A 26,988-nucleotide genomic window follows, 5' to 3' on the forward strand; every position below is an offset into this window, starting at 1 on the left:
CGGATTATCTGGAAATGATCCCGTGATCGATCGCGTATTTGACCAGCGCCGCCGGTTTGTCAATGTTGAGCTTGCGGCGGATGCTCAGGCGATGGGTTTCTACGGTGCGCACGCTGATGTCGAGGTCGCGGGCCATTTCCTTGTTGTTCATGCCTTGGGCCATTTTGTATAGCACTTGGCTTTCGCGCGGCGTCAGCTCACTGTCGGTGCTTTTATCGGCGATCAGCCGCTGGGCGATTTCGGCGCTGTAGAACGTGCCGCCGCTGGCAATCGCTTCGATGGCGGCAATGATTTCCCGTGACGGCGCATTCTTCAGCACATAGCCGCTGGCGCCCGAGCGGACGGATTCGCTGACGTATTCGTAATTGTCGTACATGCTCAACACCAGCACTTTCAGCGCCGGGTACTGGCTGCGCAGCAACCGGGTCAGCTCCAGGCCGTTGATGTCCTTGAGGCTGATATCGACCAGCAACAGGTCCGGCTGACAGCGGCCGACCATCTCGATGGCGTCCGCGCCATTCTCGGCTTCACCGACCACTTCCAGTGGCGCCATTACGGACAGCAGCGCCCTGATCCCGTCGCGGACCAGAGAGTGATCGTCGACCAGGGCGACGCGGATCGGGGAGGGCAGGTTCATCACGGGCATTCACTCTTATTGTCGGGTCAGCGTTTTGCGCCGGGGGTTTTCATCGGCAGCAGCACGTCCAGTTCACTTCTTCCGGGGACTGAAATGAGCTCGAACCGGCCACCGAAATGCTCGACGCGTTCGCGGATATTACGCAAGCCGATGCCGGCCTGACGGCGTTCGACCTGGGCGACGTTGAAGCCTACACCGTCATCGATCACCGTCAGTCGAATGGATTCTTCAGAGCCGTGCAGGTTGATGGAAACGTTTTTTGCTTCTGCATGGCGCTCAATGTTGGTCAAGCCTTCTTGCACGATGCGAAACAGCGAGACCGCTGCGCCATCGACCAGATGGCAGTCGAATTCGTTGTCGTTGTAAGTCACCGTCAGGCCGCTGCGTTGCTCGAACTCCTCGGCCAGTTGGCCGATGGCCGCGGACAAGCCGAGCGTGTCGAGCAGGGATGAGCGCAAGTCGTGAGAGAGGCTGCGGACTTCGCCGATCGCGTCGCCGAGGCGTGTCGTGGCTTCTCTTAAAATGCTCAGGCCTTTGTCCTGTCCGTTCTCCAGCACATGGCTGGCGAGTTCGAACTGGAACTTGATCGAGACCAGGACCTGACTGATGCCGTCGTGCAACTCTCGGGAAACCCGCGAGCGTTCTTCCTCTTGCAGACTGACGATGCGTTGGGTCAGCCGTTGCAGTTTCTTGTCGGCCAGACGGTGCTCGCTAACGTTCAGAGTCATGCCGCTTGCGAACACAAACAGCACCGCCACGAGCGCCACGGCGGCAATCGCCAGCATGGTTTTGCGGATGCCGTGGGCCACCTCGTCACGCGCTTGCTGGGTGGCGCGTTCAACGTCCTCCAGGTAAATCCCGGTGCCGAGCATCCAGCCCCAGCGATCAAGCATCACCACGTAGGCGAGTTTGTCGGTCACCTGGCCAGTGGAGGGTTTGTTCCAGGCGTAACGCTGAAAGCCTTCGCCGGATTGCGCGCTTTTGAGCAAGGCCTGGATGACCGGCAGACCGTGCGGGTCTTTCATGTCCCACAGGTATTGGCCCACCAGGTCCGATTGCCGCGCGTGCATCAGGCTGCGGCCTTCGCGGTCGTAGACGAAGAAATACCCATTGATGCCAAAACTGAGCTTGCGCAGTTCCTCCAACACTTGCTGCTGGGCGTGCGCGTCACCGTGGCCGTCGTCATACAGCGGCGCGATCAGGCTCTTGGCCATTTCCACGTAGTTTTTCAACTCGGCGCGCTTGCTGGCCAGGATGCTGTCTTCGATCAGTTGCGCCTGCTGGTCACCCAGCTGCCGGTTCAGGGAAATCACCAGCGCACAAATGACGGCGATCGCCAACACCAGCGGCAGTATCCCGAGTGCGACGATTTTGTGTTTGAGCTGCATCTGGGCTCCAGTCCGGACCGGGGTAAGGCGAAGGCCGGCATCATATGCCAAAGATACGCGCGTCCAGTAGCGGTGCTGGACGGAATGACTGGCGGCGCTGATGAAATGCAAACTTGTAGGAGCCTGCTTGCTGGCGATCCAGGCAGCGCGGGGTAGCAGTCACACCGCCACAGCCAGCAAGCAGGCTCCTTGGTTTGTTTTGTCTACGTAGAACTACGTAGAGCCGGCGTACGTAGTAACGCGGATTTATTTGTAGACGGCATGCGGGGATATTGGGCCAGCTCCGCACAGCGGACACAATTATAAAAATTACCGCCGCAGTCACACGCTGTCGGCAGGAGACACGCTATGCCCCGTCTGGCTAAACACCTTGCCTGGTTTGCCGTGGCTGTTCTGGGAGCGTTTGCGCTGAGTGTCGTGGCCCTGCGCCGCGGCGAAGCGATCAACGCCCTCTGGATTGTCGTCGCAGCCGTCGCTATCTACCTTGTCGCATACCGCTACTACAGCCTGTTCATCGCCAACAAAGTGATGCAACTCGATCCCAATCGAGCCACACCTGCTGTGCTCAACAACGATGGTCTGGACTACGTACCGACCAACAAACACGTGCTGTTCGGTCACCACTTCGCCGCCATCGCCGGCGCAGGTCCGCTGGTCGGCCCGGTTTTGGCGGCGCAGATGGGCTATTTGCCCGGCACGCTGTGGCTGATTGCCGGCGTAGTGCTGGCCGGTGCGGTTCAGGACTTCATGGTCCTGTTCATGTCCACTCGCCGCAACGGTCGTTCACTGGGCGATATGGTCCGTGAAGAAATGGGTCGCATCCCCGGCACCATCGCGCTGTTCGGCTGCTTCCTGATCATGATCATCATCCTCGCGGTGCTGGCGCTGATCGTGGTGAAAGCCCTGGCCGAGAGTCCGTGGGGCATTTTCACGGTGATGGCGACCATTCCGATCGCGATGTTCATGGGCATCTACATGCGCTACATCCGCCCGGGTCGCATTGGCGAAATCTCGGTGATCGGCGTGTTGCTGCTGCTCGGTTCGATCTGGCTCGGCGGGCAGATTGCCGCGGACCCGGTCTGGGCCAAGGCGTTCACCTTCACCGGTATCCAGATCACCTGGATGCTGATCGGCTACGGTTTTGTTGCCGCAGTCTTGCCGGTGTGGCTGATCCTGGCACCGCGTGATTACCTTTCCACATTCCTGAAAATCGGCACCATCATTGCCTTGGCAATCGGCATTCTGGTCACCATGCCCGACCTGAAAATGCCGGCGCTGACCCAGTTCATCGACGGCACCGGCCCAGTGTGGAAGGGCGGTCTGTTCCCGTTCCTGTTCATCACTATTGCCTGTGGCGCGGTCTCGGGTTTCCACGCACTGATCGCTTCCGGCACCACGCCGAAGTTGCTCGCCAGCGAAGGTCATGCCCGCTACATCGGTTACGGCGGCATGTTGATGGAGTCCTTCGTCGCGATCATGGCGATGGTTGCGGCGTCGGTGATCGAGCCGGGCGTGTACTTTGCCATGAACAGCCCGGCGGCGATTGTCGGCGCCGACGCTGTGTCGGTTGCGCAGACCGTCAGCAGCTGGGGTTTCCTGATTACCCCGGAAGCCCTGCAAGCGGTGGCCAAGGACATCGGTGAAACCACCATTCTGGCTCGCGCCGGTGGTGCGCCAACCTTGGCGGTGGGTATTGCGCAGATCCTGCACAACATCCTGCCGGGTGAAAACACCATGGCGTTCTGGTACCACTTCGCGATCCTGTTTGAAGCGCTGTTCATCCTGACCGCTGTCGACGCGGGCACCCGTGCCGGTCGCTTCATGCTCCAGGATTTGCTTGGCTCGTTCGTGCCGTCGCTGAAACGCACTGAATCCTGGACCGCCAACCTGATCGCAACAGCGGGTTGCGTGGCGATGTGGGGTTACTTGCTGTACCAAGGCGTGATCGACCCGTTGGGTGGCATCAACACCCTGTGGCCGCTGTTCGGTATCTCCAACCAGATGCTGGCCGGGATTGCGCTGATGCTGGCGACCGTTGTGCTGATCAAAATGAAACGCCAGCGCTACGTCTGGGTGACCATGCTGCCTGCGGTATGGCTGCTGATCTGCACTACGACTGCCGGTTTCATCAAGCTGTTCGACGCCAACCCGGCCATCGGTTTCCTCGCCCTGGCGAAGAAATACAGTGACGCTCTGGCCAACGGCCAAGTGCTGGCGCCGGCCAAGAGCATCGATCAGATGCAGCATGTGATCTACAACGCCTACACCAACGCAACGCTGACCGCGCTGTTCCTGCTGGTGGTCTTCAGCATTCTGTTCTTTGCCCTCAAGGTCGGCATCGCCGCTTGGGGTACCAAGGAACGTACGGATAAAGAAGCGCCATTCCAGGCCATTCCGCAAGCTTGATCGAGGATTTTCAGCATGTTCAATGACCTGAGTCGCCTCGGTAAATACCTCGGTCAGGCCGCGCGCCTGATGGTCGGCATGCCCGACTACGACACTTACGTCGAGCACATGCAGACCAAGCACCCGGACAAACCTGTGATGAGTTATGAGGTGTTCTTTCGGGAGCGCCAGGAAGCTCGATATGGGAGCAAGGCCGGTCCGAAGTGCTGTTGATTCGCTGAGCGGGTCATGATCTAAAGCAAAAACCTGTGGGAGCGAGCCTGCTCACGAAAGCGCTGTCTCAGTTGAGCTTAATCTTGACTGAGACGACGCCTTCGCGAGCAGGCTCGCTCGCACATTTGGTTTGGCGAAGCAACGTTCAGGGTCTACGCTCGATAATGGTTCGGCCGGGTTCACTGTGGCAAACCAGCGTGTCCTGGTAATAGCCGCACAGTGATTTCAATACATCGCTGGCACAGGCCCCGCTGACCCGTCTCTCCACAGCAAAACCCGCCACATCCCCCTTCAGTTGAACATCCACACCCGATACCGTTTCCAGTCGCTGCTTGATCTCGCCAAGTGTCCAGGCCTTGGAACTGAACACAATGCTGTCGGCCGGGTAGTTTGTGTTCAGCCACCAATAAATGCCTCCCAACACAGCGAAACAGGCCAGCAGGCAAAGCAGGGGAGGCGGCAGCTTCAACTTGATCTTGTCATAGTTGACCTCCGTGAGTGCCTGCCAGAGCTTCAGGCGAATCGACAAAAAAAGCCCAACGATCAGTAGAATCGCGGCGATGACCAGGGCCGCCAGCAAACCCATTCGATCAAGGTCCGACAATTCTTCAAGGCAAGTGAAGTTCATGCGCCTTTACCTCTGTGTTGGCGAGAAGTAAAGGACACGCAATTGAATGTCTTTTCTGTAGTTGATCTGCACATAACCGCGCCCGAGTTCAACGTCACTCTCGGCATCCCATTGGAGGGTGTGCGGCGGTTGTTTGCCGAGGAAAATCGCTTCCAGTTCGTCGCTGTATTTTTGTGCCACCTCTTGAATCACCGCATCCAATCGCTTGATCGGCGCCTCCGCCGTGTGCGGGGCTTCACGAAACAGGCTGGCGCGGGCCATGACCGGAAGACTGCGCGCGATGAAATCATGTTCGCTAAGCTGCGCCACTTCGCCGGTTTTCACGAACTCGAGATAACGGCTGAAAATATCCGGCGCGATTTCTAACTGGGCCTGCAGAGTGTGGGCGCCGAGCATCGGATCAAGCACATTGGAACTGGCGCCGATGCCCACGAAAGAGATTTCACAGATGCTGGCTTTTGCATACATGAACACACCGCAGGCACCACTCGTACCGTAGGCACGATAGTCGCGGCTGCTGAATTCACATTCACAGGTTTTGACATTGGGTTGAGCGCTGCTTGCGGGCAATGCAACAGCAAGGAGCACGCTCAGGGCCAGCGCGGTTAATTTCGGGTGTAGAGGCATGGGCAGGTCCACCTCTTTGTTGTAGAGGAAGATTCTTTTCGTTGTGTTGAGCGTAGCGGGAGGTTGAACCTTTTGCCTGAGGCGGGAAGGGCATTCAACAGGGAAGTCAGGGCAACTCTTCCCAGGCAACCTGGGTCACACCGGACTGTTCAGCATACTCGCGCAGCTGCGCCTCGTTTTGCCGGGCGTCATCGACTCCATACAGCAGGCCTACGCCCGCATGCAGGCACGCGTAGTACCACGCGTCTTCATCCGTCATGTGCGAGTCCGGCTGGACGAACATTCGACGCGAGTCTTTAAAGCTGTAGGTAATTTCAAAATGCCGAGCGTGCATCAGCCAATTCTCCAGGTGATGCCGCTCCGACATTAGTGGCTTAGTGCCAGTTCCTTTTGTTTTTCGGGTTTTTTCTCTGCGGCAGTGGAGTGCACAGGTTTTACAGAATAAAAAACCCGCCATCGGCGGGTTTTTGTATAAAAGAAAAGTCAGGCGCAGGCGTTATTCCTGGCTTCTTTGATGCTCTTCGCCTCTTCAAGCACTTTGCGCTGGCTATCGATCGCTTTAGAAGACGCCGAACTGTAAGCCGCCCGCTTGTCAGCTTCAGAGTTATCCCTGAAAAAGCTCGAGAGAGGACTGGCGGCGGCCGTTGAGTTGTTTTTCATGACCTATGCCTCGGTTAAAATTTGATCAAGCTGATTTGAAGAGTATCCAATGGTGACGAGAGCGTCAATTGCGGCAACGTCTGCGTTCAATTCGACGTGTTCATTGGTCCCATCAGTGTTTTTGATAATGACGTCGACACGGATTTGTAGCCGAAACTTTCTTTTCAGTTCCAGAACGACCTCTCTCGCAGCGAACAATTGTCGGATGAACTCTGCTTTCGGAATGCTCCGGCCTTCGGTCAACTCCCTGGCTTTCACAAACTCCCAGGCGAGCAACGGTTGCTGATAAACGTAAACGATACCTACGAGGCGATTGTGCCTCAATGAACGCTCCACGTTGCGTATCGCAACCGCCGGATTGGAGAGCGTCCCATCAAGCAAGAACGATTGGCACTGAGAAAGCACCAGGTCATGCAGTCGCTCCACAATGGTGTTCACTGCTCGCTGGAACAGGCGGGAGTTATTCCCACAGTATTCGGCGAAATATCCCCTCAGATCATCTGGATCAATGCGGAGTGCTTTGGCCCCCATATTGTCCAGTCCGGCGATCAGGGCTTTTGAAACCTCAGTCTTTCCTGCACCAGGAGAACCGGCCATAAAAATCGAAACCGGGTGCGCCTCACCCGGAAAAATCTGCACGCATGCCAACTCCCTGGCTACACGAGTCCTGTTCGCCTTGGCGTAGGTTATCGCACGCGCCTCGATTGCCAATTCCTCTTCGGTCATTCACACCTCCAGTAAAGGCGCGAGTTTAGAGCAGGGGCGGGGCTCAAGAATAATTTTTGGGCAGGCGGGTGCTTATCTGCAAGGCGCAGGAGAATGAAGGTCGTTGCGCAAAGGGCCAAACATCGGCGGTAGCGATTGAACAAATCATCGTTGCCGGTGTAAAGGCTTAGAAACGACAAAGCCCTGAATAATCAGGGCTTTGTCGTATAAAGATGGCGGAGGCGATGGGATTCGAACTCATGGACCTGTTACAGTCGACGGTTTTCAAGACCGTTGCCTTAAACCACTCGGCCACACCTCCGTTTGCGTTGCGGGCGCCATAATACCTGAATGAAACACACTGTCAAACTCTCTGCATAGCTTGTTACAGAGCGTCTGTTATGATCTTTGCGACTGAACGTTTCAAACCAACAGGAGTGTCGCCATGCGCGAACAGGATTACGCAGTTAATAACGGCGTGCAGGTTGAGCAGCTAGAGGTTAGCCGCGTCCTGCGCAACACATACGGCTTGCTCGCTCTCACCCTCGCATTCAGCGGCGTGATGGCGTTCGTTGCTCAGCAGATGCGTGTCGGCTACCCGAACATTTTCGTCGTGCTGATCGGCTTCTACGGCCTTTTCTTCCTTACCAACAAGCTCCGTGATTCCGCGTGGGGCCTGGTGTCGGCGTTTGCCCTGACCGGTTTCATGGGTTTCCTGCTCGGCCCGATCCTCAACCGTTACCTGGGCATGCAGGGCGGCGCTGAAGTCGTGAGCTCGGCCTTCGCCATGACGGCGCTGGTATTCGGCGGTCTGTCGGCCTACGTGCTGATCACTCGCAAGGACATGAGTTTCCTTGGCGGCTTCATCACCGCAGGTTTCTTCGTGTTGCTGGGTGCGACACTGGCGGGCATGTTCTTCCAGATCAGCGGTCTGCAACTGGCGATCAGCGCAGGTTTCGTGCTGTTCTCTTCGGTCTGCATTTTGTTCCAGACCAGCGCCATCATTCAGGGCGGCGAGCGTAACTACATCATGGCGACCATCAGCCTGTATGTATCGATCTACAACCTGTTCATCAGCTTGTTGCAGATCTTCGGCATCATGAGCCGCGACGATTGATCGTCGGCACTGAGTAAAAAACCCGCTTCGGCGGGTTTTTTCTTGCCTGCGATTTGAGTGAGGCGTTACGCCATCGGTGGCAAGCGCCGTTTGACCGGGCTTTTCTTGACGATGGCGGTGTTGGTTTCGGCATGGGTATTGAGGCGGTCGAGCAGGGTGTCCAGCTGCTCCATCGAGCGCACATGCAGGCGGGCGATGAAGCAGTCATCGCCGGTGACCTTGTCGCATTCGGTGAATTCGGGAATGGCCTGGATCTGCCGCTCCACCTCCTGTAACTGCCCCGGCAGCGGGCGGATGCGCACGATGGCCTGGAGTTGATAGCCGAAGCATTTCGGGTCGATCTCGACGGTGTAGCCCTTGAGAACACCGCGTTCTTCGAGGCGGCGCAAACGTTCGGCGACGCTGGGCGAGGACAGCCCGCTGAGGCTCGCCAGGGCCTTGAGTGAACGCCGTGAGTCTTCCATCAATGCCGTAATCAGCACTTGATCAATGTCGTCAGTCATGGCTAAACCCCGATTAGGCAATTATTCAAAAAAGCCTTGATAAGAAAGGCATAAACCGAGTTTAGCCTGCTTTTTGCGCTGGAGAAGCCTCCGGTTGGATAGACATACTTTGCGCTCAAACACAGGAGTCGGATGATGGACAAAACAATTCGTCGCGGGTCATTTGAAATGACCGCCGCCATGCTGATTTCAGGGACCATCGGCTGGTTCGTCCTGGGCTCCGGGCAACCGGTGCTGGACGTAGTGTTCTGGCGTTGCGCGTTTGGCGCCGGCACCTTGTTGCTGATCTGCGCGGCATTTGGCTTGCTGCGCCCGGGCATCCTGACTCGCACCACGTTTCTGCTGGCGGTCCTTAGCGGCGTGGCGATTGTCGGTAACTGGGTGCTGCTATTTGGCTCTTATTCCCGTGCCTCGATTGCCATCGGCACCGCGGTGTACAACGTTCAGCCGTTCATGCTGGTGGGCCTGGCCGCGTTGTTCCTCAACGAAAAAATCACCCTGCAGAAGCTATTTTGGTTGGGCGTTTCCTTTCTCGGGATGCTGGCGATTGTCAGTGCGCACGGTGAACAGGGCGCAGGTGGCAACGATTATCTGGTAGGGATCGCGCTGGCACTGGGCGCTGCGTTTCTGTATGCAATTGCCGCGTTGATCATCAAGCGCCTCACCGGCACACCGCCGCATCTGATCGCATTGGTTCAGGTCAGCACGGGCATATTGTTGCTCGCGCCTTTCGCGCACTTTTCGGCACTGCCGCAGGCACCGAGCGCGTGGGCCAGCCTGGTGACGCTTGGGATGGTTCACACCGGCGTGATGTACGTGTTGCTTTACGGCGCGATTCAAAAGCTGCCGACCGCGCTGACCGGCGCGCTGTCGTTCATCTACCCGATTGCGGCGATTTTCGTCGACTGGTTTGCCTTCGGTCATCGTCTGGAAACGCTGCAATGGGTTGGTGTCGCGGCGATTTTGCTGGCCGCCGCCGGCATGCAGCAAGGCTGGAGCCTGAAGTTTCGGCGCACAATTGCACAATAATCAGATGTTCCAGCGCGGCGCCGTCTTGGCCAGTCTTTGGCGCATCTCCCCGATATTGCTGACCATCTGCCGGATCAATAATCGATAGCCATCTGGAGGCGTGTAAACCGGCGCGTCCAGGTTCGATTCGGCGGGCAATTCGACAGGCCGGCTCAGCCGTTGGGTCGCGCCGGATTTCAGCGCTCGCGCCATCCCCACCAATTGCACGCGAATCAGCCGATGTTCTGCTTTCAGCGCTGTTTGCAGGTGCGCCATGGCGTCGGGCGCATTGGCATCCGGTCGAGTGTTCCCAAGAATTTCCAGGGTGCTGACGCACATGCGCAAATGGCGCTGGATGGCATCGAGTTCGGTCATGGAGATTTTCACTTCCTTGGACACGGACGGCATCAGCGAACGCAGTTGCACCATCACCGTGTTCAAACGATTCATCACCTTGATGTGTTCGTCATCGGTCACCGGTTGGCCATTGATGATGCGCCCGTAAATCGTTGCGCAATCGCGCAAGGCATCGGCCAGGTTGTAGCGCCAGGAGTAGACCGCGTAGGACGGCAGGGCGAAGGAAAATGCCAGGGCCAGGGCAATCCCGATCAAGATGTCCACGCCGCGCCACAGCCCGTCGCTGATCGGGTTGTCGCCATGTCCCGCGACGATGGACACGGTAATTCCCGCCAACAGCGCGGTGTAACCGCCCTTGCCGATGGCGTGATATGAGAAGTACCCGCACACCACCGACATTACAAAATAGGTCAGCCACGGCATTCCGAGCCACGCCTGTTGCGCGATCAGCAGCAAACCGATGCTGGCGCCGAGCAGCGTACCAATGGCCCGTTCCGTGGCTTTTTTGCCGATGTTGCCGTGGTGCTGCAAACCGCCGATCACCACCAGCATCGTCACCGACGCCCACTCACCGTGGGGCAGGTTGATGCCGGTGGTCAGCAGTATGGTCGCCAGCAACCCCACCGATACGCGCACCGCGTGGATCAGTTTGGCGTGGCGATAGCGCCGGTATGGGTCCAGCAATGGACGCAGTACCCGGCGCAGCAGGGGTGGCAATCGTTGGGCTCTGAAGGTGCTCAGGCTCGGTGTCCTCAGAAGATGTAATCGGTGGTCAGGAAGCTCGAATCCCGACCGCGAATAATCTCGCTGATGAGGGCCTTGTTGCTTTCCTGAAATTTGGTCGCGACCAGTGTCCTGATTGAAAACACCCGCAGCGCATCATGTACCGACAACGTCCCTTCGGCCGAGTTCTTGCGGCCATTGAACGGGTAAGTGTCCGGACCGCGCTGGCACTGGGCGTTGAGGTTGATCCGCCCAACCTGGTTGGCGAAGGTGTCCACCAGCCGGCCGACCGCCACCGGGTTGGTGCCGAAGATGCTCAGTTGCTGGCCGAAGTCCGATTCGAGGACGTAATCGATCACCGTATCCAGATGCCGATAAGGCACGATCGGCACCACCGGGCCAAACTGCTCCTCTTGATAAACACGCATCTGCGGCGTCACCGGGTACAGCACGGCAGGATAGAAGAACGACGCGCGGGATTCGCCACCGTTGCGGTTGACCACGCGGGCGCCTTTGCTCACGGCATCCTCTACCAGCCCGTGCAGATAATCGACCTTGGTCGACTCCGGCAACGGGGTCAGGGCTACGCCATTTTCCCAGGGCATGCCTGGTTTGAGGCTGGCGAGTTTGGCGTTGAATTTCTCGATGAACGCCTCAACCACGTCTTCGTGGACGAAGAGGATTTTCAGCGCAGTACAGCGTTGGCCATTGAAGGACAACGATCCGGTGACCGCTTCATTCACGGCGTTGTCGAGATCGACTTCGGGCAAGACGATGCCGGGATTCTTTGCATCCAGCCCCAGCGCGGCGCGCAAACGGTGCGGTTTCGGGTGAAGTTTTTTCAGGTCGCTGGCGGCCTTGTTGGTGCCGATGAACGCGAAGATATCGATTTTACCGCTGGCCATCAGCGCGCTGACCGTCTCGCGACCGCTGCCGTAGATCACGTTAATCACCCCGGCCGGGAAGCTGACGCGGAACGCTTCCAGCAGCGGACGGATCAGCAGCACACCGAGTTTGGCCGGCTTGAACACCACGGTGTTGCCCATGATCAATGCCGGAATCAGCGTGGTGAAGGTTTCGTTCAACGGATAGTTATAAGGCCCCATGCACAACGCCACGCCCAGCGGGACGCGACGAATCTGGCCGAGGGTGTCCTGTTCCAGCTCGAAACGGCTGGAGCGGCGGTCGAGTTCCTTGAGGGCATTGATGGTGTCGACGATGTAGTCGCAGGTGCGGTCGAACTCTTTTTCCGAGTCCTTGAGGTTTTTGCCAATCTCCCACATCAGCAACTTGACCACCGCTTCACGCTGTTCGCGCATGTGCCGCAGGAAGGTTTCGACGTGCTGGATGCGTTCGGCCACGCGCATGGTCGGCCACAACCCCTGGCCGCGGTCATAGGCGCGCACGGCGGCGTCGAGGGCGGTGAGGGCGGTGTCGGCATCGAGCAGCGGCGTGCTGCCGAGGATCACTTGTTCGTCGCCGTTCTCGCCGGTCAGGTACACCGGGCTGCGGACCTGGGCGAGAGGGCCTGGCCAGGTTTTCAGCTCGCCATCGACCAGGTATTCACGCTGCTCGGTGGGGCCGTCGAGGCGGTATTTTTCCGGGATGTCGCTGGAGTCGGGAAACAGGTTGCCAAGGATATGTGCGGTGGTCATGTCGCTACTCCATGTGATGTAAGCCATGCGCTGGCGGCTTGCCGTTCAGATTCACTTCACAGGTTATACGCCTTATTGCCCCGACTTTTTAAGTGCCGCCGCGCAGGAAAATACGATCTTTTGAGCTGAGAACACACAACGGCCAACGCTGCGGGTAAACTTCGCGCACTTTTTCAAGGAGTTCATATGAGTGACTACCAGCCGGGCATTCTCGCCACCCCCGTTCCTCCTCAAGCCCGTCATATGTTCTTCGCGCTGGAATCTGTCGATGCATTGCCGGCCGCGCTCGACAAGTTGATGTCGCTGGTGGATGGCAAGTCGGTGGTGGTTGGTTTTGGTGAATCTTTGGTCAAGGCGCTCCACGGGGAAATCGACGGCCTGCGAGCGTTTCCGGCGCTGACCGGCGTCGGCGTCGACAACCCGTCGACCCAGCACGCGCTGTGGTGCTGGTTGCACGGCGTCGACCGTGGCGAGTTGCTCAATCGCAGCAACGCCATCGAAGCCGCTCTGGCCCCGGCCCTGCGTCTGGTGCAGATGAACGAAACCTTTCGCCACCTGACCGGCCACGACCTGACCGGGTACGAAGACGGCACTGAAAACCCCCACGACGAAGCCGCCGTGGCCGCCGCTTTGCTGAGCGAAGGCGCAGAAGGCCTGGTGGGCGGCAGCTTCGCCGCGATCCAGCAGTGGCAGCATGATCTGAAAAGTTTCCACGCCATGCCGTCCCATGAAAAGGACAACATCATGGGCCGTCGCTTGATCGATAACGAAGAAATCGACGACGCGCCGATCTCCGCCCACGTCAAACGCACGGCCCAGGAAAGCTTCGCACCCGAGGCGTTTGTGGTGCGCCGTTCGATGCCGTGGATCGAAGGTGATCGCGCCGGTCTGATGTTCCTCGCGTTCGGTTTTTCCCTCGACGCGTTCGAAGCCCAACTGCGGCGCATGAGCGGCCTCGAAGACGGCATCACCGACGGTTTGTACCGTATGAGCCGGCCTATCACCGGCGGTTACTACTGGTGCCCACCCTTGAAGGACGGTCATTTGGACTTGCGCGCGCTGCGCATCGGCTGATCTGTAGGAGCCCGGCTTGCCGGCGATCAATGCCACGCGGTGCGTCGGGATCGCCGCCATCCTTCGAATCTAACCTTATTCTCAAATAGTATTTCTCAACCTTGTCATTAGAACTCTAAGATCACGTCATAACTCGTTATAACAAGTGATCTGTGATGACCGATAACGTTCTCTCCCTCAGCAGCATTCCACTGCACACCCAACTGCGTGACGTGCTGCGCGCTCGCATTCTCGACGGCGAATACCCGCAAGACAGCCAGATGCCGTCCGAAAGCGAACTCGGTGCGCTGTTCAAAGTCAGCCGCATCACCGTGCGCCAGGCCTTGGGTGATCTGCAAAAAGAAGGGCTGATCTTCAAGATTCACGGCAAGGGCACCTTCGTCGCCAAGCCGAAAACCTTCCAGAACGTCAGCACTCTGCAAGGTCTGGCCGAGTCCATGACCGGTCGCGGCTACGAGGTGATCAACCGCCTGCGCAGCTTCAAATTCATTGCCGCCGACACACTGGTCGCCGAGCGTTTACAGGTGGCGGAAGGCGAGACCGTGGCGCAGATTAAACGGGTGCGTCTGATCAATCGTGAGCCGATTTCACTGGAAATCACCTACCTGCCCAAAGCCATTGGCGAGCGGCTGGAGAAGGCCGATCTGGTCACTCGCGACATTTTCCTGATCCTCGAAAACGACTGCGGCCTGGCCCTCGGGCACGCCGACCTGGCCATTGATGCGGTGCTCGCCGACAGCGACCTGACCCAGGCGCTGAACGTTGAAACCGGTTCGCCCATCATGCGCATCGAGCGCCTGACCCACGACGCCAGTGGGCAACCCGTAGACTTCGAACACCTTTACTACCGCGGCGATGCGTTCCAGTACCGCTTGCGGATCGACCGGCAAAAAGGGGCGCAGGCATGACCCACAGTTGCGCGAATAGAAAAACCCTCGAACAGGAATACGACATCGTCGTGATCGGCGGCGGCACGGCCGGGCCGATGGCGGCGATCAAGGCCAAGGAACGCAACCGCGATCTGCGCGTGCTGCTGATCGACAAGGCCAACGTCAAGCGCAGCGGCGCGATCAGCATGGGCATGGACGGCCTGAACAACGCGATCATTCCCGGGCACTCGACACCGGAGCAGTACACCAAGGAAATCACCATTGCCAACGACGGCATCGTCAATCAGGCAGCGGTCTACGCCTACGCGACACACAGCTTCGAAACCCTTTCGCAACTGGATCGTTGGGGCGTGAAGTTCGAGAAGGACGAAACCGGCGACTACGCGGTGAAAAAAGTCCACCACATGGGCGCTTACGTGTTGCCGATGCCGGAAGGACACGACATCAAAAAGGTCCTGTACCGCCAACTGAAAAGGGCGCGGGTCAGCATCACCAATCGCGTGGTGTGCACACGCTTGCTGACGGACGAAGAGGGCACGGTCAACGGCCTGATGGGCTTCGATTGCCGCACCGCCGACTTCCACGTGATCAAGGCCAAAGCAGTGATTCTCGCGTGCGGTGCCGCCGGGCGCCTCGGTTTGCCGTCCTCGGGTTACCTGATGGGCACCTACGAAAACCCGACCAACGCCGGCGACGGTTACGCCATGGCCTACCACGCCGGGGCCGAACTGGCGAACCTCGAATGCTTCCAGATCAACCCGCTGATCAAGGATTACAACGGCCCGGCCTGCGCCTACGTCACCGGTCCGCTGGGCGGCTACACCGCCAACAACAAGGGCGAGCGCTTCATCGAGTGCGATTACTGGAGCGGCCAGATGATGTGGGAGTTCCACCAGGAACTCGAAAGCGGCAACGGTCCGGTGTTCCTCAAGCTCGATCACCTGGCCGAGGAAACCATCCAGAACATCGAAGAGATCCTGCACAGCAATGAACGCCCGAGTCGCGGCCAGTTCCACGCCAATCGAGGCACCGACTACCGCACACAGATGGTCGAGATGCACATCTCGGAGATCGGTTTTTGCAGCGGGCATTCGGCGTCCGGCGTGTGGGTCAACGAGAAGGCCGAGACCTCGGTCAAGGGTTTGTACTCGGCGGGTGACATGGCCGCCGTGCCGCACAACTATATGCTCGGCGCATTTACCTACGGCTGGTTTGCCGGCACCAACGCGGCGGATTTTGTCGCCGGTCGTGAGTTTTCAGCGATCGATGCCCGGCAGATTGAAATAGAAAAGGCTCGGGTTTATGCGCCGCTGGACCGCGAACACGGTCTGCCACCGGCTCAGGTCGAGTACAAGTTGCGGCGATTTGTGAACGACTATCTGCAACCGCCGAAAGTGACCAAGAAGATGCAAATCGGTCTGCAACGCTTCAGCGATATCCAGCGCGATCTCGATCAGATCAAAGCGCACAACGCTCACGAACTGATGCGTGCGATGGAAGTCAGCATGATCCGCGACTGCGCCGAAATGGCCGCCCGCGCGTCGTTGTTCCGCGCCGAAAGTCGCTGGGGGCTTTACCACTATCGGGTCGACCATCCGCAGCGCAACGACAGCGACTGGTTCTGCCACTGCCACCTGAAGAAGGATGAAAACGGCCAGATGAGCAGTTTCAAAAAAGCCGTCGAGCCTTACATCATCCCGCTGGATGCCGAAGAAATGCAGGCCTACGACCGCCTGCGTGTCGGTGCCTTTGCCGCCTGAGCCTGACTATAAGAGAGACCACGAAATGGCCTATCAACCCCAGGAAATCTTCTTCCGCTCCAACGCACCGGTCACCGTGGATGAGGACCTCTGCATCGCTCATAAAGGCTGCACCGTGTGCGTCGACGTCTGTCCGATGGACCTGCTGGCGATCAACCCGGCCACGCAAAAGGCCTACATGGCGTTCGACGAATGCTGGTACTGCATGCCCTGTGAAAAAGACTGCCCGACCGGGGCCGTGAAAGTCGAAATCCCTTACCTCCTGCGTTGAAACACCTTCTCTGTAGGAGTGAGCCTGCTCGCGATAGCAGTGGGTCAGGCAATGAGATGTTGGATGTGCCATCGCCATCGCGAGCAGGCTCACTCCTACATTGGTTTTGTGACAACCCAAAAAAGGCCATCCGGCACCTCCGGACGCATGCTTCAAACACCCCTCGTTTCCCACCGCGCCCTGATCGTGGCGGAGACGAACATCCTATAAATGATTCGAGGGGACACCATTATGTTTTTGCGTGCAGCATTCGCCGGTCTGGTACTGGCGTCATTCACCCTGTCGGCCTCCGCCGAAACCATCCGCATTGCCATCGGCACCCAGGACACCACGATCAATTGCGCCGCCGGCGGCTTGTTGATTCGCGAGTTGGGTCTGCTGGACAAATACCTGCCTCATGACGGTCAGTACAAGGACGCGCAATACGAGGTGGAATGGAAGAACTTCACCAGCGGCGCGCCCCTGACCAACGAGATGGTCGCCGGCAAACTCGACTTTGGCGCCATGGCCGATTTTCCCGGTTCGTTCAACGGCGTCGCGTTCGAAACTGCGGGCAAGCACAGCCTGTTCATCAGCGTGCTGTCGGGCAGTATCAAGGGCAGCGGCAACGGCATCGTGGTGCCGAGCGCCTCGGGCGTGCAGTCGCTGGCCGAACTCAAGGGCAAGACCATCTCCGTGCCGTTCGCCTCCACCGCGCATGGCATGTTGCTGCGTGCCGTGGCCGCGCAAGGTTGGGACCCGCTCAAGGACGTGAACATCATCGCCCAGCCACCGGAAGTCGCCGGTTCGGCGTTGCAGGCCGGGAAGATCGACGCCCACGCCGACTTTGTGCCGTTCGCCGAACTGTTCCCGAGCCGCGGTTTCGCCCGCAAGATTTATGACGGTTCCCAGGCGAACGCGCCGACGTTCCATGGCGCGCTGGTCGATCAGGCCTACGCGAAAAAGTACCCGGAAATCGTCGTCGCCTACCTGCGCGCCAGTCTCGAAGCCAACCAGTTGCTGACCGCCGAACCGGAGAAATACAGCGAGCTGATCGCCAAGGTCACCGGCGTCGACGCCGAGGTCAATTACCTGTTCTACGGCCCGCTCGGCGTGCAAACCCGCGACCTCAGCTGGAAACCGGAATACCGCCAGGCTGTCGGCACTGCCATCGACACCCTCAAGTTGCTGAAGAAAGCTGATCGCGGCCTCGACCTCAACACGTTCATCGACGACCAATACATCCGAGCCGCATTCAAGGCGTCGAACCTCGATTACACCGCGCAACTGGCCAACTACGCACCGACTCCGCTCAAAGGCGTGGATGCAGTGAGCGGCAAAGCCATCACCGACGTCAGCCATGTGGCCGAAATCTGGGTGCGCGGCGAGCCGAAAGTTCGTCAGTACGCTTCGGCGGAGTCGGCGTTCACGGCATTGGCCAGCTTGAAAGCCGAAGGCAAAAACATCCGCGCGGTGTATGCCCAGGCGAGTGACAGCGGGATCAAGCTGCTGGCGGATCAGGCGTGGTTTGCCAGTGATGCGAAAGGGCGCTTGAGCGCGTTCCTGCTCAAGGGCCAGGCCCAGCAATTCGCCACGGCCCAGGGCGGCAAAGTCCTCGACTTCACCGACGCCACGACTCAGGCAATTGCCGCCCGATAAACCCCAGGGTTGAGAGGAAGCATTGTGTACCGATCCTACTTACGCTGGATTCCGCGAGCCGCTTCAATTCTGCTCTGCCTGCTGTTCTGGCAACTCGCCGCCAGCCACCACTGGAACCTCGGTCTGGTCACCTTCGCCAACGTCCCGACGCCGGTAGCGGTGATCGAAGCCGCGATGGGCCTTGGCGACTCCGGCAAACTCGCCCGGCACCTGAGCAGCAGTCTCAGCCGCATATTTGCCGGTTACCTCGCGGCGCTGATCATCGGCATCGCGCTCGGCCTGGCGATCGGCCGGTCGAAATGGGCCGAAGACCTGTTGCTGCCGCCGCTGGAAGTGCTGCGCCCAATCCCTGCAGTCGCGTGGATTCCCCTGGCGATCCTGATGTTCCCGTCGTCCGAGTTGTCGATGGTCTTCATCACCTTCACCGGCGCGCTGTTCCCGATCCTGCTCAACACCGTGCACGGCGTCGAAGGCGTCGACCCACGCCTGATCGCGTCGGCGAAAAGCCTTGGCGCCGAACGTCGGGCGATTCTGCTCGAGGTGATTCTGCCAGGCGCGGCGCCGAGCATCATCACCGGTCTGGCCATCGGCATGGGCACCTCATGGTTCTGCCTGGTGACCGCGGAAATGATCTCCGGCCAGTACGGCATCGGCTATTACACCTGGGAGTCCTACACCATCCAGAACTACGCCGACATCGTCGTCGGCATGTTGCTGATCGGCGTATTGGGGATGGGCAGCAGCCTGCTGATCAAACGCCTCGGCGGGTTGTTCACGCCGTGGCACCGACCACGAGGAAAAACCTGATGAGCGTGTTTCAACACCCTGAAGGGCGAATAGACATTCGCGGCTTGTCGATCAGCCTGGGGGAGGGCAGTGCTGCGTTCGAAGCCGTGCAAGGCCTCGATTGCCAGATCGAACCGGGGCAGTTCGTGTGCATTCTCGGCCCTTCGGGGTGTGGCAAATCCACTTTGCTGGGCGCGCTGGCCGGACACCTGCAGGCCACCGCCGGAACCCTGAACGTCGACGGTGCCGCCGTCTCAGGCCCCTCGCCGCAACGCGGCATGGTGTTCCAGCATCACACGCTGTTCCCTTGGCGCACGGTGCGCGACAACGTTGCGTTCGGCCTGAAAATGCGTGGCATCGGCAAGGCCGAACGGCACAAGGCCGCCGACGAAATCCTCGCGCTGGTCGGCCTCGAAGGATTCGCCGAGCGCTGGCCGGACCAGCTCTCCGGCGGCATGCAGCAGCGGGTGGAGATCGCGCGGGTGCTGGTCAATCGCCCGCGCCTGTTGCTGATGGACGAACCGTTCGGCGCTCTCGATGCGCTGACTCGCCTGAACATGCAAGAACTGTTGCTGGACATCTGGACGCGGATTCGCACCACCGTAGTCTTCGTTACCCATGACATCGACGAAGCGCTGTTTCTCGCCGACCGGTTGCTGGTGATGAGTACGCGCCCCGGCCGGATCATCGAAGACCTGCGCCTGGACTTCCCCCGGCCGCGCACCACCGAACTGGTCACCCGCCACGAGTTCACCCGGCTGAAGCGCCATTGCCTCGACTTGCTGCGCCACGAAGACGGTCGGCAGCTACCGCGCCTGAACCCTCTCGGACTGCCTCCTGAAAACAAACTGCCGCGATTTGCCCTATGACCTCTCTATTCGATGTAACCGACAACGACGACATCCTCGCCCTGCAACCGCGTCTGACCGATGAAGACGCTGGCGTGCGCAGGATTGCCCTGATCGAACTGGCCGACCTTGAGGAACCGGACGGCTTGCTCTGGCTGGTCAATCGGCTGGTCGAAGACCCGACCGAAGAAGTCCGCGCTGAAGCCGCGCGGTTGCTGGAGGCCTGGGAGGATGAACCGGTGGTCGAGGCGCTGTGCCAGGCCCTGACCGATCCGTCGCTGACGGTGCAAGCGGCCGCTGCGCAGAGCTTGAGCCTGCTCAAGACTGAAGCGGCCGGACGGGTGATTCTGCCGTGGACGGGGCATGCCGACATCAGCGTACGCATCGCCGCGTTCCGGGCCTTGCGCGAGTTGCGCTTTCCCGGTGCCGCCGCACCGGCCGGCGTCGCGTTGAACGATGCCGACGCGAGTGTTCGCCGCGAGGCGGTTGGCGTGCTTGGCTGGCTCAAGCAGCTCGACGCGCTGCCCGCGTTGGCGCGTTTGGCCAGCGACGACCCGGACACCGAAGTCCGCCGCGCTGCTACCGGGGCGCTTGGGCTGGCGTCCGACGCTCAAGTGTTGCCGGCGCTGCGTCAGGCCTTGCAAGACCAGGCCTGGCAAGTGCGCGAAGAAGCCGCCACCACGCTGGGCAAAGTCGGGCACAGCGACGCCGGCCCCGCGTTGGTCGAAGCTCTGGGCGACGACTACTGGCAAGTGCGCCTGCGTGCGACTCGCAGCCTCGGGCGTTTGCGCTTTGCCCCGGCGCTGGACGCGCTGATCGAAACCCTCGGTCATCGCATCAGCAATCTGCGCAAGGAAGCGGCGCTGGCCCTTGGCGAGTTGAACGATAAAGGCGCCATCGCACCCTTGCTGGCGGCGCAGGACGATGGCGATCCGGAGGTGCGCAAAGCGGTACGCATTGCCTTGAGTCAGTTGCAATGAACCCGGTGGCGGTGGGCAATTCCCAAGGCAAACGGCAGCTGCGCTTGAACTGGCCGGACGGGCGCGAGCAGTTGCTCGATCATGCCGAATTGCGCCGCCAGTGCCCGTGTTCGCAATGCCGGGCTTTTCGTCTGCAAGGCATGACGTCAAGGGTCGATGACCGGGTCCGTATCATCGAACTGAACGCCCAGGGCTACGGCCTGCAACTGGTCTTCAGCGACGGTCACGAACGCGGAATCTACCCGTGGGCCTACCTGGCAGGATTGACCTCACCCCCGTAGGCGCCCGGCTTGCCGGCGATGGCGGCTTCGGAATCGCCATCGCCAACAAGCGGACTCTTACAAGTCCTTGCCAGAAAAACATCAGAAGAGTACAAATGTACTCCATGACGACTTTAACTCCCCGCCGTACCGCCATCCTGACCTTTATCCGCGATCGAATCGCGGAGCACGGCCAGTCCCCGAGCCTCGCTGAAATCAGCGAGGCCTTTGGTTTCGCCTCCCGCAGCGTGGCGCGCAAGCATGTGCTGGCGCTGACCGACGCCGGTTTTATCGAGGTCAATGCGCATCAGGCCCGGGGCATTCGCCTGCTCGGGCAACCCGTGCGGCCCGAGTTGCTGGACATTCCGGTGCTCGGCCGGGTCGCGGCAGGTGCGCCGATCGGGGCCGATGCCGAAATACACAGCCGTTTGCTGCTCGATCCGTCAATTTTCTCCCGTGTGCCGGATTACATGCTGCGGGTAAAAGGCGATTCGATGATCGAGGACGGCATTCTCGACGGCGACCTTGTGGGCGTGCACCGCAACCCCGAAGCGCTCAACGGCCAGATCGTCGTGGCGCGGCTTGACGGTGAAGTTACGATCAAACGCTTCGAACGGGTCGGCGATGCGGTGCGCCTGTTGCCGCGTAACCCGGCGTACCAGCCGATCATCGTTCAAGCCGATCAGGACCTCGCCATCGAAGGGGTGTTCTGCGGTCTGGTGAGGCAAGGGTGATGGGCGCCGTCGTTGCGCTGGATACGCTGTTCAATGGCGGCCAGGTCTGGAAGGGCCGGCCTGCGCCACCGACCGCCAGCCCGCAACCCACCGGGCACACCGCGCTGGATGCGGCGTTGCCCAGCGGTGGCTGGCCGGAAGCGGCGCTGAGCGAAATTCTTCTGGCCGGGCAGGGCGTCGGCGAGTTGCAACTGGTGTGGCCGACACTGGCGCGGTTGTCGGCAGCGGGCGAGCGCATTGTGCTGGTGGCGCCGCCGTACGTGCCCTATCCGCATGCGTGGCAGAACGCCGGGGTCGATCTGCGCCAGTTGTCGATCATCCAGGCCAGCGAACGCGATGCGCTGTGGGCGGCGGAGCAATGCCTGCGCTCGGGCAGTTGCGGCGCGGTGCTGTGCTGGCCGCACAAGGCCGATGACCGCGCGTTGCGGCGCTTGCAGGTGGCGGCGGAAACCGGTTCGACTCTGGCGTTTGCCTACCGCTCGCTCAATGAGGCGATTAACCCGTCACCGGCCGCGCTGCGCATCGCCATCGATGCCAGGCCTGCGCAGTTGCGCGTGCTCAAGTGCCGCGGCGGCCTGGCCCGTTCGGCGCCGATTCCCTTCCCGATGGGGCATTGAGGTTGCCATGCGCTGGGTCTGTATTCTCTTTCCGCAATTGGCGCTGGACGCAGTACTGCGTCAGCGCGCCGACCCCGAGGAGCCGCTGGCGCTACTGACCGGCCCGGCGCAGCGTCGGGTATTGCAGGCGGTCAACGCCTCGGCGCGGGCGCTGGGCTTGCGCCCCGGCCAGTCGATGACCGCCGCCCAGGCCTTGAGCAAAGGTTTTGTCACCGCCGAATACGACGCGGCCGAGATCGAACACTGGCAGCAGTTTCTCGCCGCGTGGGCCTACCGCTTCAGCTCCCAGGTCAGCGTGCATTACCCGCGTGCGGTGGTATTCGAAATCGAGTCCAGCCTGGGCCTGTTCGGCGACTGGCCGCAACTCGAAGCGCGACTGCGCGCCGAACTCGGCGAGCTGGGGTTTCGTCACCGTATCGTTGCCGCACCCAACCCGGTGGCGGCGCGGATTCTGGCCAATGCCTATGACGGCTTGGTAGTGCCCGACGAGCAAGCCTTGCAGCATCATCTGGGGCAATTGCCCGTCGACCGGATCGGGCTGGAGGCCAGCGTCGCCACGGCCTTGTCGCGCATGGGGCTGCGCACCTTGAACCAAGTGCAGGCGTTGCCCCGGAACAGCCTGGCCCGGCGTTTCGAGTCGCAGGTGCTCAAGCACCTGGATGCTTTGCTGGGCGTACGTCGGCTGGCACTGGCGTTCTACCTGCCGCCGGACCGCTTCGATGTGCGCATCGAGCTCAATTTCGACGTGCAATCCCATCAGGCGCTGCTGTTTCCGTTACGCCGCCTGACCGGCGACCTGTCGGCGTTTCTGTGCGGTCGCGACAGTGGCGTGCAGCGTTTCGACCTGCACCTCGAACACGCCGGGTTGCCCGACAGCGTGATCAAGGTCGGCCTGCTCAGCGCCGAGCGTGAGCCGGCGATGCTCTTCGAATTGGCCCGCGGGCGCCTGGAACACGTCCAGGTCGAGGCGCCGGTGCGCGGTTTCCGTTTGCGCGCCGAAGACTTGCCGGCCTTCGTTCCGCAGTATCAGGAGCTGTTCGACGATCGTCCGCAGCAATCCCTGCCGTGGGAGCAACTGCGCGAACGCCTGCGCGCGCGGCTGGGGGATGAAGCGGTGCAGGGCTTGCGGTTCCAGGCCGATCACCGGCCGGAGTGCGCGTGGCAGGCCAGTGCTGACAGCCAGCGCTTTGGGGGCATGCCGGGCGTGCAGCGTCCGGGCTGGTTGCTGATGGAACCGCAGTCGGTTCACGAAGGTTCGACGCGCATTCTCATGGGGCCGGAGCGCATCGAGTCCGGCTGGTGGGACGGCGATGACGTGCGCCGAGATTACTACCTGGTCGAAACCCGCTCCGGTCAACAGGGCTGGGCCTATCGTGCGGTCGGTGAGGGTGGCCCGTTGTGGTTGCAGGGCTGGTTCGCATGAGCATCGACTATGCCGAGTTGCATTGCCTGTCGAACTTCAGTTTCCAGCGCGGTGCCTCCAGCGCTCTTGAACTGTTTCAGCGGGCAAAAAAACACGGCTATCAGGCGCTGGCGATCACCGATGAATGCACCTTGTCGGGCATCGTCCGTGCCTGGCAAGCGGCCAAGTCGGTGGAGCTGCCGCTGATTATCGGCAGCGAAATGCGCATTGAAAACGGTCCGAAACTGGTGCTGCTGGTGGAAAACCTTGAGGGCTACCAAAACCTCTGCCGGCTGATTACCCTCGCGCGGCGGCGCACGCAGAAAGGCCAGTACCAAGTACTGCGCGAGGACTTCAGTGAACCGTTGCCGGGGTTGCTGGCGTTGTGGGTGCCGGACTCCGTGGATGATTTTGCCAGTGGCCACTGGCTGCAACAGACGTTCGCCGAACGCCTGTGGCTGGCGGTCCAGTTGCATCGCGGCCAGGACGACAGCGGGCGATTGAGCGCCTTGCTGACGCTGGCGACGGAGCTGGGGATTGCGCCAGTGGCCAGTGGGGATGTGCACATGCACATCCGTGGACGCCGTGCCCTGCAGGACACCATGACCGCAATCCGTCATCACCTGCCGGTGGCCGAGGCCGGGTTGCGCCTGCACCCCAATGGCGAGCGGCACCTGCGCAGCCTTGATGCCCTGGAATCGATCTACCCGCCAGCGTTGCTTGATGAAACGCTGGTCATCGCCCGGCGCTGCACCTTTGACCTGGGCCAGTTGCGTTATCAGTATCCCCGCGAGTTGGTGCCGGAAGGTCACAGCGCCGCGTCCTGGCTCAGCGAGCTGACCGAACGTGGTATCCGCGAGCGCTGGCCCGCCGGGGCGAGCGACAAGGTACGCGGGCTGATCGACAAGGAGCTGGGGCTGATCGCCGAGCTGGGTTATGAAAGCTACTTCCTGACGGTTCAGGACATTGTCGCCTTCGCCCGGCGCGAGAAAATCCTTTGTCAGGGCCGGGGCTCGGCGGCCAACTCGGCGGTGTGTTTTGCCTTGGGCATCACCGAGATCGATCCGGACCGGATGAACATGCTGTTCGAACGTTTTCTCTCCAGGGAGCGCAACGAGCCGCCGGACATTGACGTGGACTTCGAGCATGAGCGCCGCGAAGAAGTCCTGCAGTACGTGTTCCAGCGCTATGGCCGCAGCCGCGCAGCGTTGACCGCAGTGGTCAGCACTTATCACGCAGCCGGGGCGGTGCGCGATGTGGCCAAGGCCCTCGGTCTGCCACCGGATCAGATCAATGCGCTGGCCGATTGTTGCGGGCACTGGAGTGACAACACGCCGCCGGTCGAGCGCCTGCTGGAAAGCGGCTTTGATCCCGAGAGCCCGGTGCTGCGCCGGGTGTTGAGCTTGACGCAGCAGTTGATCGGCTTCCCCCGGCACCTGTCCCAGCACCCCGGCGGCTTTGTCATTTCCGAGCAACCTTTGGACAGCCTCGTGCCGGTAGAAAACGCGGCGATGGCCGAACGCACCATCATTCAGTGGGACAAGGATGATCTGGATGCGGTCGGGCTGCTCAAAGTGGATATTCTGGCCTTGGGCATGCTCAGCGCGATTCGGCGTTGCTTCGATTTGCTGCGCCGCCATCGCGACCTGGACCTGAGCCTGGCCTCGGTGCCCCCGGAAGACCCGCAAACCTACGACATGATCAGCCGGGCCGACACCGTCGGCGTGTTCCAGATCGAATCCCGCGCCCAAATGTCGATGCTGCCCAGGCTCAAGCCCCGCACGTTCTATGACTTGGTGATCGAAGTGGCCATCGTTCGCCCCGGACCGATTCAGGGCGGGATGGTGCACCCGTACCTGCGGCGACGAAACAAGGAAGAACTGGAAAGCTATCCCTCCGAAGAGTTGCGGGACGTGTTGAAACGGACCCTCGGCGTGCCGCTGTTTCAGGAACAGGTCATGCAAATCGCCATCGTCGCCGCCGATTACAGCCCCGGCGAAGCGGATCAATTACGCCGCTCGATGGCCGCGTGGAAACGTCACGGCGGACTGGAACCGCACAAGGATCGCCTCGCCGCCGGAATGAAAAAAAAAGGCTACACGCCCGAGTTCGCCGCGCAGATTTTCGAGCAGATCAAAGGTTTCGGCAGCTACGGTTTCCCCGAGTCCCACGCCGCCAGTTTTGCCTTGCTGACCTACGCCAGTTGCTGGTTGAAATGCCACGAGCCGGCGGCCTTCGCCTGCGCACTGATCAACAGCTGGCCGATGGGTTTCTACAGCCCGGACCAGATTCTCCAGGACGCCCGCCGGCATCATTTGCAGATTCGCCCGGTGGACGTTCGCGCCAGCGACTGGGATTGCAGCCTCGAACCGATCATCGGCGCGCAGCCGGCGATTCGCATGGGGCTGCGGATGATCAAAGGTTTTCGCGAGGACGATGCGCGGCGTATCGAAGCCGCCAGGTCGAGCGGCGGGTTTATCGACATCGCCGACCTCGGTGAACGGGCGCGACTGGATGCCCGTGCGCAGGAGCAACTGGCCGATGCCGGCGCCTTGCGTGGACTGGCCGGTGATCGGCATCGAGCGCGCTGGGAGGTGGCGGGGGTGCAGAAGCAACTGGGTTTGTTCGCCGGTTTGCCGAGCCAGGAAGAAGACGTGGTGGCGTTGCCAAAACCCACAGTCGGCGAAGACCTGCTGGCCGATTACAACAGCGTGGGCACGACCCTTGGCCCGCATCCACTGGCCCTGCTGCGGGGTGAATTGAAAGCCCGGCGCTGCCGCAGTTCGAAGGAGTTGCTCGACGTCGAGCACGGCCGGCCCGTCAGCATCGCCGGGCTGGTGACCGGTCGCCAACGTCCGGGAACCGCTAGCGGCGTGACGTTCGTCACCCTCGAAGACGAGTTCGGCAACGTCAACGTGGTGGTCTGGCGCGACCTGGCCGAGCGGCAACGTCAGGTGTTGGTGGGCTCACAGTTGCTCAAGGTCGATGGGCGCTGGGAAAAGCAGGGCGAGGTACGGCATTTGATTGCCGGACGGTTGAGCGACCTGAGCGAATTGCTCGACGGCATCAGCGTGCGTAGCCGGGACTTCCACTGATCCCTT

27 protein-coding genes and 1 tRNA gene are annotated in these 26,988 nt (G+C 60.5%); 17 read left to right on the plus strand and 11 right to left on the minus strand.

Going from position 1 to position 26,988, the window contains the following annotated elements; genetic code table 11:
- Positions 1 to 4: 4 nt before the first annotated feature.
- Together ACYZT4_RS06135 and ACYZT4_RS06140 are read right to left on the minus strand one after the other, a co-directional pair.
- Entirely contained in the window at positions 5 to 637 is a 633-nt protein-coding gene (locus ACYZT4_RS06135; RefSeq protein WP_461986107.1) for a response regulator, read from the minus strand.
- 26 nt (positions 638 to 663) lie between these two features.
- A complete protein-coding gene (locus ACYZT4_RS06140) occupies positions 664 to 2,025 on the minus strand; it encodes a cache domain-containing protein (protein ID WP_461986109.1) in 1,362 nt (453 codons plus the stop codon).
- 348 nt (positions 2,026 to 2,373) lie between these two features.
- On the opposite strand from ACYZT4_RS06140, the gene ACYZT4_RS06145 reads away from it, so the two are divergent.
- Positions 2,374 to 4,431, plus strand: a complete 2,058-nt coding sequence (locus ACYZT4_RS06145) for a carbon starvation CstA family protein (RefSeq protein ID WP_461986111.1) — start codon at positions 2,374 to 2,376, stop codon at positions 4,429 to 4,431.
- Between the two features lie 15 nt (positions 4,432 to 4,446).
- On the plus strand, positions 4,447 to 4,644 hold the full coding sequence (locus tag ACYZT4_RS06150) for a YbdD/YjiX family protein (RefSeq protein ID WP_007900300.1): 198 nt from the start codon (positions 4,447 to 4,449) through the stop codon (positions 4,642 to 4,644).
- Positions 4,645 to 4,789: 145 nt separating this feature from the next.
- Here ACYZT4_RS06150 and ACYZT4_RS06155 read toward each other — a convergent pair whose 3' ends face one another.
- From ACYZT4_RS06155 to ACYZT4_RS06180, 6 genes are all read right to left on the minus strand, one after another.
- On the minus strand, positions 4,790 to 5,272 hold the full coding sequence (locus ACYZT4_RS06155; RefSeq protein WP_461986113.1) for a hypothetical protein: 483 nt from the start codon (positions 5,270 to 5,272) through the stop codon (positions 4,790 to 4,792).
- A gap of 6 nt (positions 5,273 to 5,278) precedes the next feature.
- Entirely contained in the window at positions 5,279 to 5,899 is a 621-nt protein-coding gene (locus ACYZT4_RS06160) for a hypothetical protein (protein ID WP_461986115.1), read from the minus strand.
- 106 nt (positions 5,900 to 6,005) lie between these two features.
- A complete protein-coding gene (locus ACYZT4_RS06165) occupies positions 6,006 to 6,233 on the minus strand; it encodes a DUF6555 family protein (protein WP_461986117.1) in 228 nt (75 codons plus the stop codon).
- A gap of 149 nt (positions 6,234 to 6,382) precedes the next feature.
- Positions 6,383 to 6,559 carry a hypothetical protein gene (locus ACYZT4_RS06170; protein WP_461986118.1) on the minus strand — a complete coding sequence of 59 codons (177 nt, stop codon included), beginning with the start codon at positions 6,557 to 6,559 and terminating at the stop codon, positions 6,383 to 6,385.
- Between the two features lie 3 nt (positions 6,560 to 6,562).
- Positions 6,563 to 7,285 (minus strand): zeta toxin family protein, encoded by a 723-nt coding sequence (locus ACYZT4_RS06175; RefSeq protein WP_461986120.1) that lies wholly within the window; start codon positions 7,283 to 7,285, stop codon positions 6,563 to 6,565.
- Between the two features lie 213 nt (positions 7,286 to 7,498).
- Positions 7,499 to 7,586, minus strand: a tRNA-Ser gene (locus tag ACYZT4_RS06180).
- A 123-nt stretch (positions 7,587 to 7,709) separates the two neighbouring features.
- Between ACYZT4_RS06180 and ACYZT4_RS06185 the strand changes: the two genes are divergently transcribed.
- Complete coding sequence (locus tag ACYZT4_RS06185) at positions 7,710 to 8,381, plus strand: Bax inhibitor-1/YccA family protein (RefSeq protein WP_461986122.1); 672 nt, start codon at positions 7,710 to 7,712, stop codon at positions 8,379 to 8,381.
- Between the two features lie 65 nt (positions 8,382 to 8,446).
- Here ACYZT4_RS06185 and ACYZT4_RS06190 read toward each other — a convergent pair whose 3' ends face one another.
- Complete coding sequence (locus ACYZT4_RS06190; protein WP_461986124.1) at positions 8,447 to 8,884, minus strand: Lrp/AsnC family transcriptional regulator; 438 nt, start codon at positions 8,882 to 8,884, stop codon at positions 8,447 to 8,449.
- A 135-nt stretch (positions 8,885 to 9,019) separates the two neighbouring features.
- Here ACYZT4_RS06190 and ACYZT4_RS06195 point away from each other — a divergent pair, with 135 nt between their 5' ends.
- Positions 9,020 to 9,913: a DMT family transporter gene (locus ACYZT4_RS06195; RefSeq protein ID WP_461988562.1), complete on the plus strand. Its 894-nt coding sequence runs from the start codon at positions 9,020 to 9,022 to the stop codon at positions 9,911 to 9,913.
- Here ACYZT4_RS06195 and ACYZT4_RS06200 read toward each other — a convergent pair whose 3' ends face one another.
- On the minus strand, positions 9,914 to 10,933 hold the full coding sequence (locus ACYZT4_RS06200) for an FUSC family protein (protein ID WP_461988563.1): 1,020 nt from the start codon (positions 10,931 to 10,933) through the stop codon (positions 9,914 to 9,916).
- A 68-nt stretch (positions 10,934 to 11,001) separates the two neighbouring features.
- Positions 11,002 to 12,627 (minus strand): NADP-dependent glyceraldehyde-3-phosphate dehydrogenase, encoded by a 1,626-nt coding sequence (locus ACYZT4_RS06205; protein ID WP_461986126.1) that lies wholly within the window; start codon positions 12,625 to 12,627, stop codon positions 11,002 to 11,004.
- 186 nt (positions 12,628 to 12,813) lie between these two features.
- Here ACYZT4_RS06205 and ACYZT4_RS06210 point away from each other — a divergent pair, with 186 nt between their 5' ends.
- From ACYZT4_RS06210 to ACYZT4_RS06270, 13 genes are all read left to right on the plus strand, one after another.
- A complete protein-coding gene (locus ACYZT4_RS06210; RefSeq protein ID WP_461986128.1) occupies positions 12,814 to 13,701 on the plus strand; it encodes a Dyp-type peroxidase in 888 nt (295 codons plus the stop codon).
- Positions 13,702 to 13,856: 155 nt separating this feature from the next.
- The gene (locus ACYZT4_RS06215) at positions 13,857 to 14,609 is read left to right on the plus strand and encodes a GntR family transcriptional regulator (protein ID WP_461986129.1); all 753 of its coding nucleotides are present in this window, start codon (positions 13,857 to 13,859) and stop codon (positions 14,607 to 14,609) included.
- Positions 14,606 to 16,351, plus strand: a complete 1,746-nt coding sequence (locus ACYZT4_RS06220; protein WP_461986131.1) for a fumarate reductase/succinate dehydrogenase flavoprotein subunit — start codon at positions 14,606 to 14,608, stop codon at positions 16,349 to 16,351. The genes ACYZT4_RS06215 and ACYZT4_RS06220 overlap by 4 nt, the downstream gene beginning before the upstream one ends.
- A gap of 25 nt (positions 16,352 to 16,376) precedes the next feature.
- Positions 16,377 to 16,622 (plus strand): 4Fe-4S dicluster domain-containing protein, encoded by a 246-nt coding sequence (locus ACYZT4_RS06225; RefSeq protein ID WP_007946457.1) that lies wholly within the window; start codon positions 16,377 to 16,379, stop codon positions 16,620 to 16,622.
- A 231-nt stretch (positions 16,623 to 16,853) separates the two neighbouring features.
- Positions 16,854 to 18,260, plus strand: a complete 1,407-nt coding sequence (locus ACYZT4_RS06230) for an ABC transporter substrate-binding protein (protein ID WP_461986133.1) — start codon at positions 16,854 to 16,856, stop codon at positions 18,258 to 18,260.
- 24 nt (positions 18,261 to 18,284) lie between these two features.
- Positions 18,285 to 19,067, plus strand: a complete 783-nt coding sequence (locus ACYZT4_RS06235) for an ABC transporter permease (RefSeq protein ID WP_461986135.1) — start codon at positions 18,285 to 18,287, stop codon at positions 19,065 to 19,067.
- The gene (locus tag ACYZT4_RS06240) at positions 19,067 to 19,915 is read left to right on the plus strand and encodes an ABC transporter ATP-binding protein (protein ID WP_461986137.1); all 849 of its coding nucleotides are present in this window, start codon (positions 19,067 to 19,069) and stop codon (positions 19,913 to 19,915) included. The genes ACYZT4_RS06235 and ACYZT4_RS06240 overlap by 1 nt, the downstream gene beginning before the upstream one ends.
- Entirely contained in the window at positions 19,912 to 20,874 is a 963-nt protein-coding gene (locus tag ACYZT4_RS06245) for a HEAT repeat domain-containing protein (protein WP_461986139.1), read from the plus strand. Before ACYZT4_RS06240 ends, ACYZT4_RS06245 begins: the two co-directional genes overlap by 4 nt.
- Positions 20,871 to 21,155, plus strand: a complete 285-nt coding sequence (locus tag ACYZT4_RS06250; RefSeq protein ID WP_461986141.1) for a DUF971 domain-containing protein — start codon at positions 20,871 to 20,873, stop codon at positions 21,153 to 21,155. Before ACYZT4_RS06245 ends, ACYZT4_RS06250 begins: the two co-directional genes overlap by 4 nt.
- A gap of 95 nt (positions 21,156 to 21,250) precedes the next feature.
- The gene (gene lexA, locus ACYZT4_RS06255; RefSeq protein ID WP_461986143.1) at positions 21,251 to 21,868 is read left to right on the plus strand and encodes a transcriptional repressor LexA; all 618 of its coding nucleotides are present in this window, start codon (positions 21,251 to 21,253) and stop codon (positions 21,866 to 21,868) included.
- Positions 21,868 to 22,485 (plus strand): translesion DNA synthesis-associated protein ImuA, encoded by a 618-nt coding sequence (gene imuA / locus ACYZT4_RS06260; RefSeq protein WP_461986146.1) that lies wholly within the window; start codon positions 21,868 to 21,870, stop codon positions 22,483 to 22,485. The genes lexA and imuA overlap by 1 nt, the downstream gene beginning before the upstream one ends.
- Before the next feature lie 7 nt (positions 22,486 to 22,492).
- Positions 22,493 to 23,908 carry a Y-family DNA polymerase gene (locus ACYZT4_RS06265; RefSeq protein WP_461986148.1) on the plus strand — a complete coding sequence of 472 codons (1,416 nt, stop codon included), beginning with the start codon at positions 22,493 to 22,495 and terminating at the stop codon, positions 23,906 to 23,908.
- Entirely contained in the window at positions 23,884 to 26,982 is a 3,099-nt protein-coding gene (locus tag ACYZT4_RS06270; protein ID WP_461986149.1) for an error-prone DNA polymerase, read from the plus strand. Before ACYZT4_RS06265 ends, ACYZT4_RS06270 begins: the two co-directional genes overlap by 25 nt.
- The last annotated feature ends 6 nt before the right edge of the window (positions 26,983 to 26,988 follow it).

The sequence above is a fragment of the Pseudomonas sp. GB2N2 genome (assembly GCF_054897705.1).

Bases quoted from the DNA above. Each gene is read 5' to 3' on its own strand.
- ACYZT4_RS06135 (WP_461986107.1), bottom strand. From the start codon at position 637: ATGAACCTGCCCTCCCCGATCCGCGTCGCCCTGGTCGACGATCACTCT.
- ACYZT4_RS06140 (WP_461986109.1), bottom strand. From the start codon at position 2,025: ATGCAGCTCAAACACAAAATCGTCGCACTCGGGATACTGCCGCTGGTG.
- ACYZT4_RS06145 (WP_461986111.1), top strand. From the start codon at position 2,374: ATGCCCCGTCTGGCTAAACACCTTGCCTGGTTTGCCGTGGCTGTTCTG.
- ACYZT4_RS06150 (WP_007900300.1), top strand. From the start codon at position 4,447: ATGTTCAATGACCTGAGTCGCCTCGGTAAATACCTCGGTCAGGCCGCG.
- ACYZT4_RS06155 (WP_461986113.1), bottom strand. From the start codon at position 5,272: ATGAACTTCACTTGCCTTGAAGAATTGTCGGACCTTGATCGAATGGGT.
- ACYZT4_RS06160 (WP_461986115.1), bottom strand. From the start codon at position 5,899: ATGCCTCTACACCCGAAATTAACCGCGCTGGCCCTGAGCGTGCTCCTT.
- ACYZT4_RS06165 (WP_461986117.1), bottom strand. From the start codon at position 6,233: ATGCACGCTCGGCATTTTGAAATTACCTACAGCTTTAAAGACTCGCGT.
- ACYZT4_RS06170 (WP_461986118.1), bottom strand. From the start codon at position 6,559: ATGAAAAACAACTCAACGGCCGCCGCCAGTCCTCTCTCGAGCTTTTTC.
- ACYZT4_RS06175 (WP_461986120.1), bottom strand. From the start codon at position 7,285: ATGACCGAAGAGGAATTGGCAATCGAGGCGCGTGCGATAACCTACGCC.
- ACYZT4_RS06185 (WP_461986122.1), top strand. From the start codon at position 7,710: ATGCGCGAACAGGATTACGCAGTTAATAACGGCGTGCAGGTTGAGCAG.
- ACYZT4_RS06190 (WP_461986124.1), bottom strand. From the start codon at position 8,884: ATGACTGACGACATTGATCAAGTGCTGATTACGGCATTGATGGAAGAC.
- ACYZT4_RS06195 (WP_461988562.1), top strand. From the start codon at position 9,020: ATGGACAAAACAATTCGTCGCGGGTCATTTGAAATGACCGCCGCCATG.
- ACYZT4_RS06205 (WP_461986126.1), bottom strand. From the start codon at position 12,627: ATGACCACCGCACATATCCTTGGCAACCTGTTTCCCGACTCCAGCGAC.
- ACYZT4_RS06210 (WP_461986128.1), top strand. From the start codon at position 12,814: ATGAGTGACTACCAGCCGGGCATTCTCGCCACCCCCGTTCCTCCTCAA.
- ACYZT4_RS06215 (WP_461986129.1), top strand. From the start codon at position 13,857: ATGACCGATAACGTTCTCTCCCTCAGCAGCATTCCACTGCACACCCAA.
- ACYZT4_RS06220 (WP_461986131.1), top strand. From the start codon at position 14,606: ATGACCCACAGTTGCGCGAATAGAAAAACCCTCGAACAGGAATACGAC.
- ACYZT4_RS06225 (WP_007946457.1), top strand. From the start codon at position 16,377: ATGGCCTATCAACCCCAGGAAATCTTCTTCCGCTCCAACGCACCGGTC.
- ACYZT4_RS06230 (WP_461986133.1), top strand. From the start codon at position 16,854: ATGTTTTTGCGTGCAGCATTCGCCGGTCTGGTACTGGCGTCATTCACC.
- ACYZT4_RS06240 (WP_461986137.1), top strand. From the start codon at position 19,067: ATGAGCGTGTTTCAACACCCTGAAGGGCGAATAGACATTCGCGGCTTG.
- ACYZT4_RS06245 (WP_461986139.1), top strand. From the start codon at position 19,912: ATGACCTCTCTATTCGATGTAACCGACAACGACGACATCCTCGCCCTG.
- ACYZT4_RS06250 (WP_461986141.1), top strand. From the start codon at position 20,871: ATGAACCCGGTGGCGGTGGGCAATTCCCAAGGCAAACGGCAGCTGCGC.
- lexA (WP_461986143.1), top strand. From the start codon at position 21,251: ATGTACTCCATGACGACTTTAACTCCCCGCCGTACCGCCATCCTGACC.
- imuA (WP_461986146.1), top strand. From the start codon at position 21,868: ATGGGCGCCGTCGTTGCGCTGGATACGCTGTTCAATGGCGGCCAGGTC.
- ACYZT4_RS06265 (WP_461986148.1), top strand. From the start codon at position 22,493: ATGCGCTGGGTCTGTATTCTCTTTCCGCAATTGGCGCTGGACGCAGTA.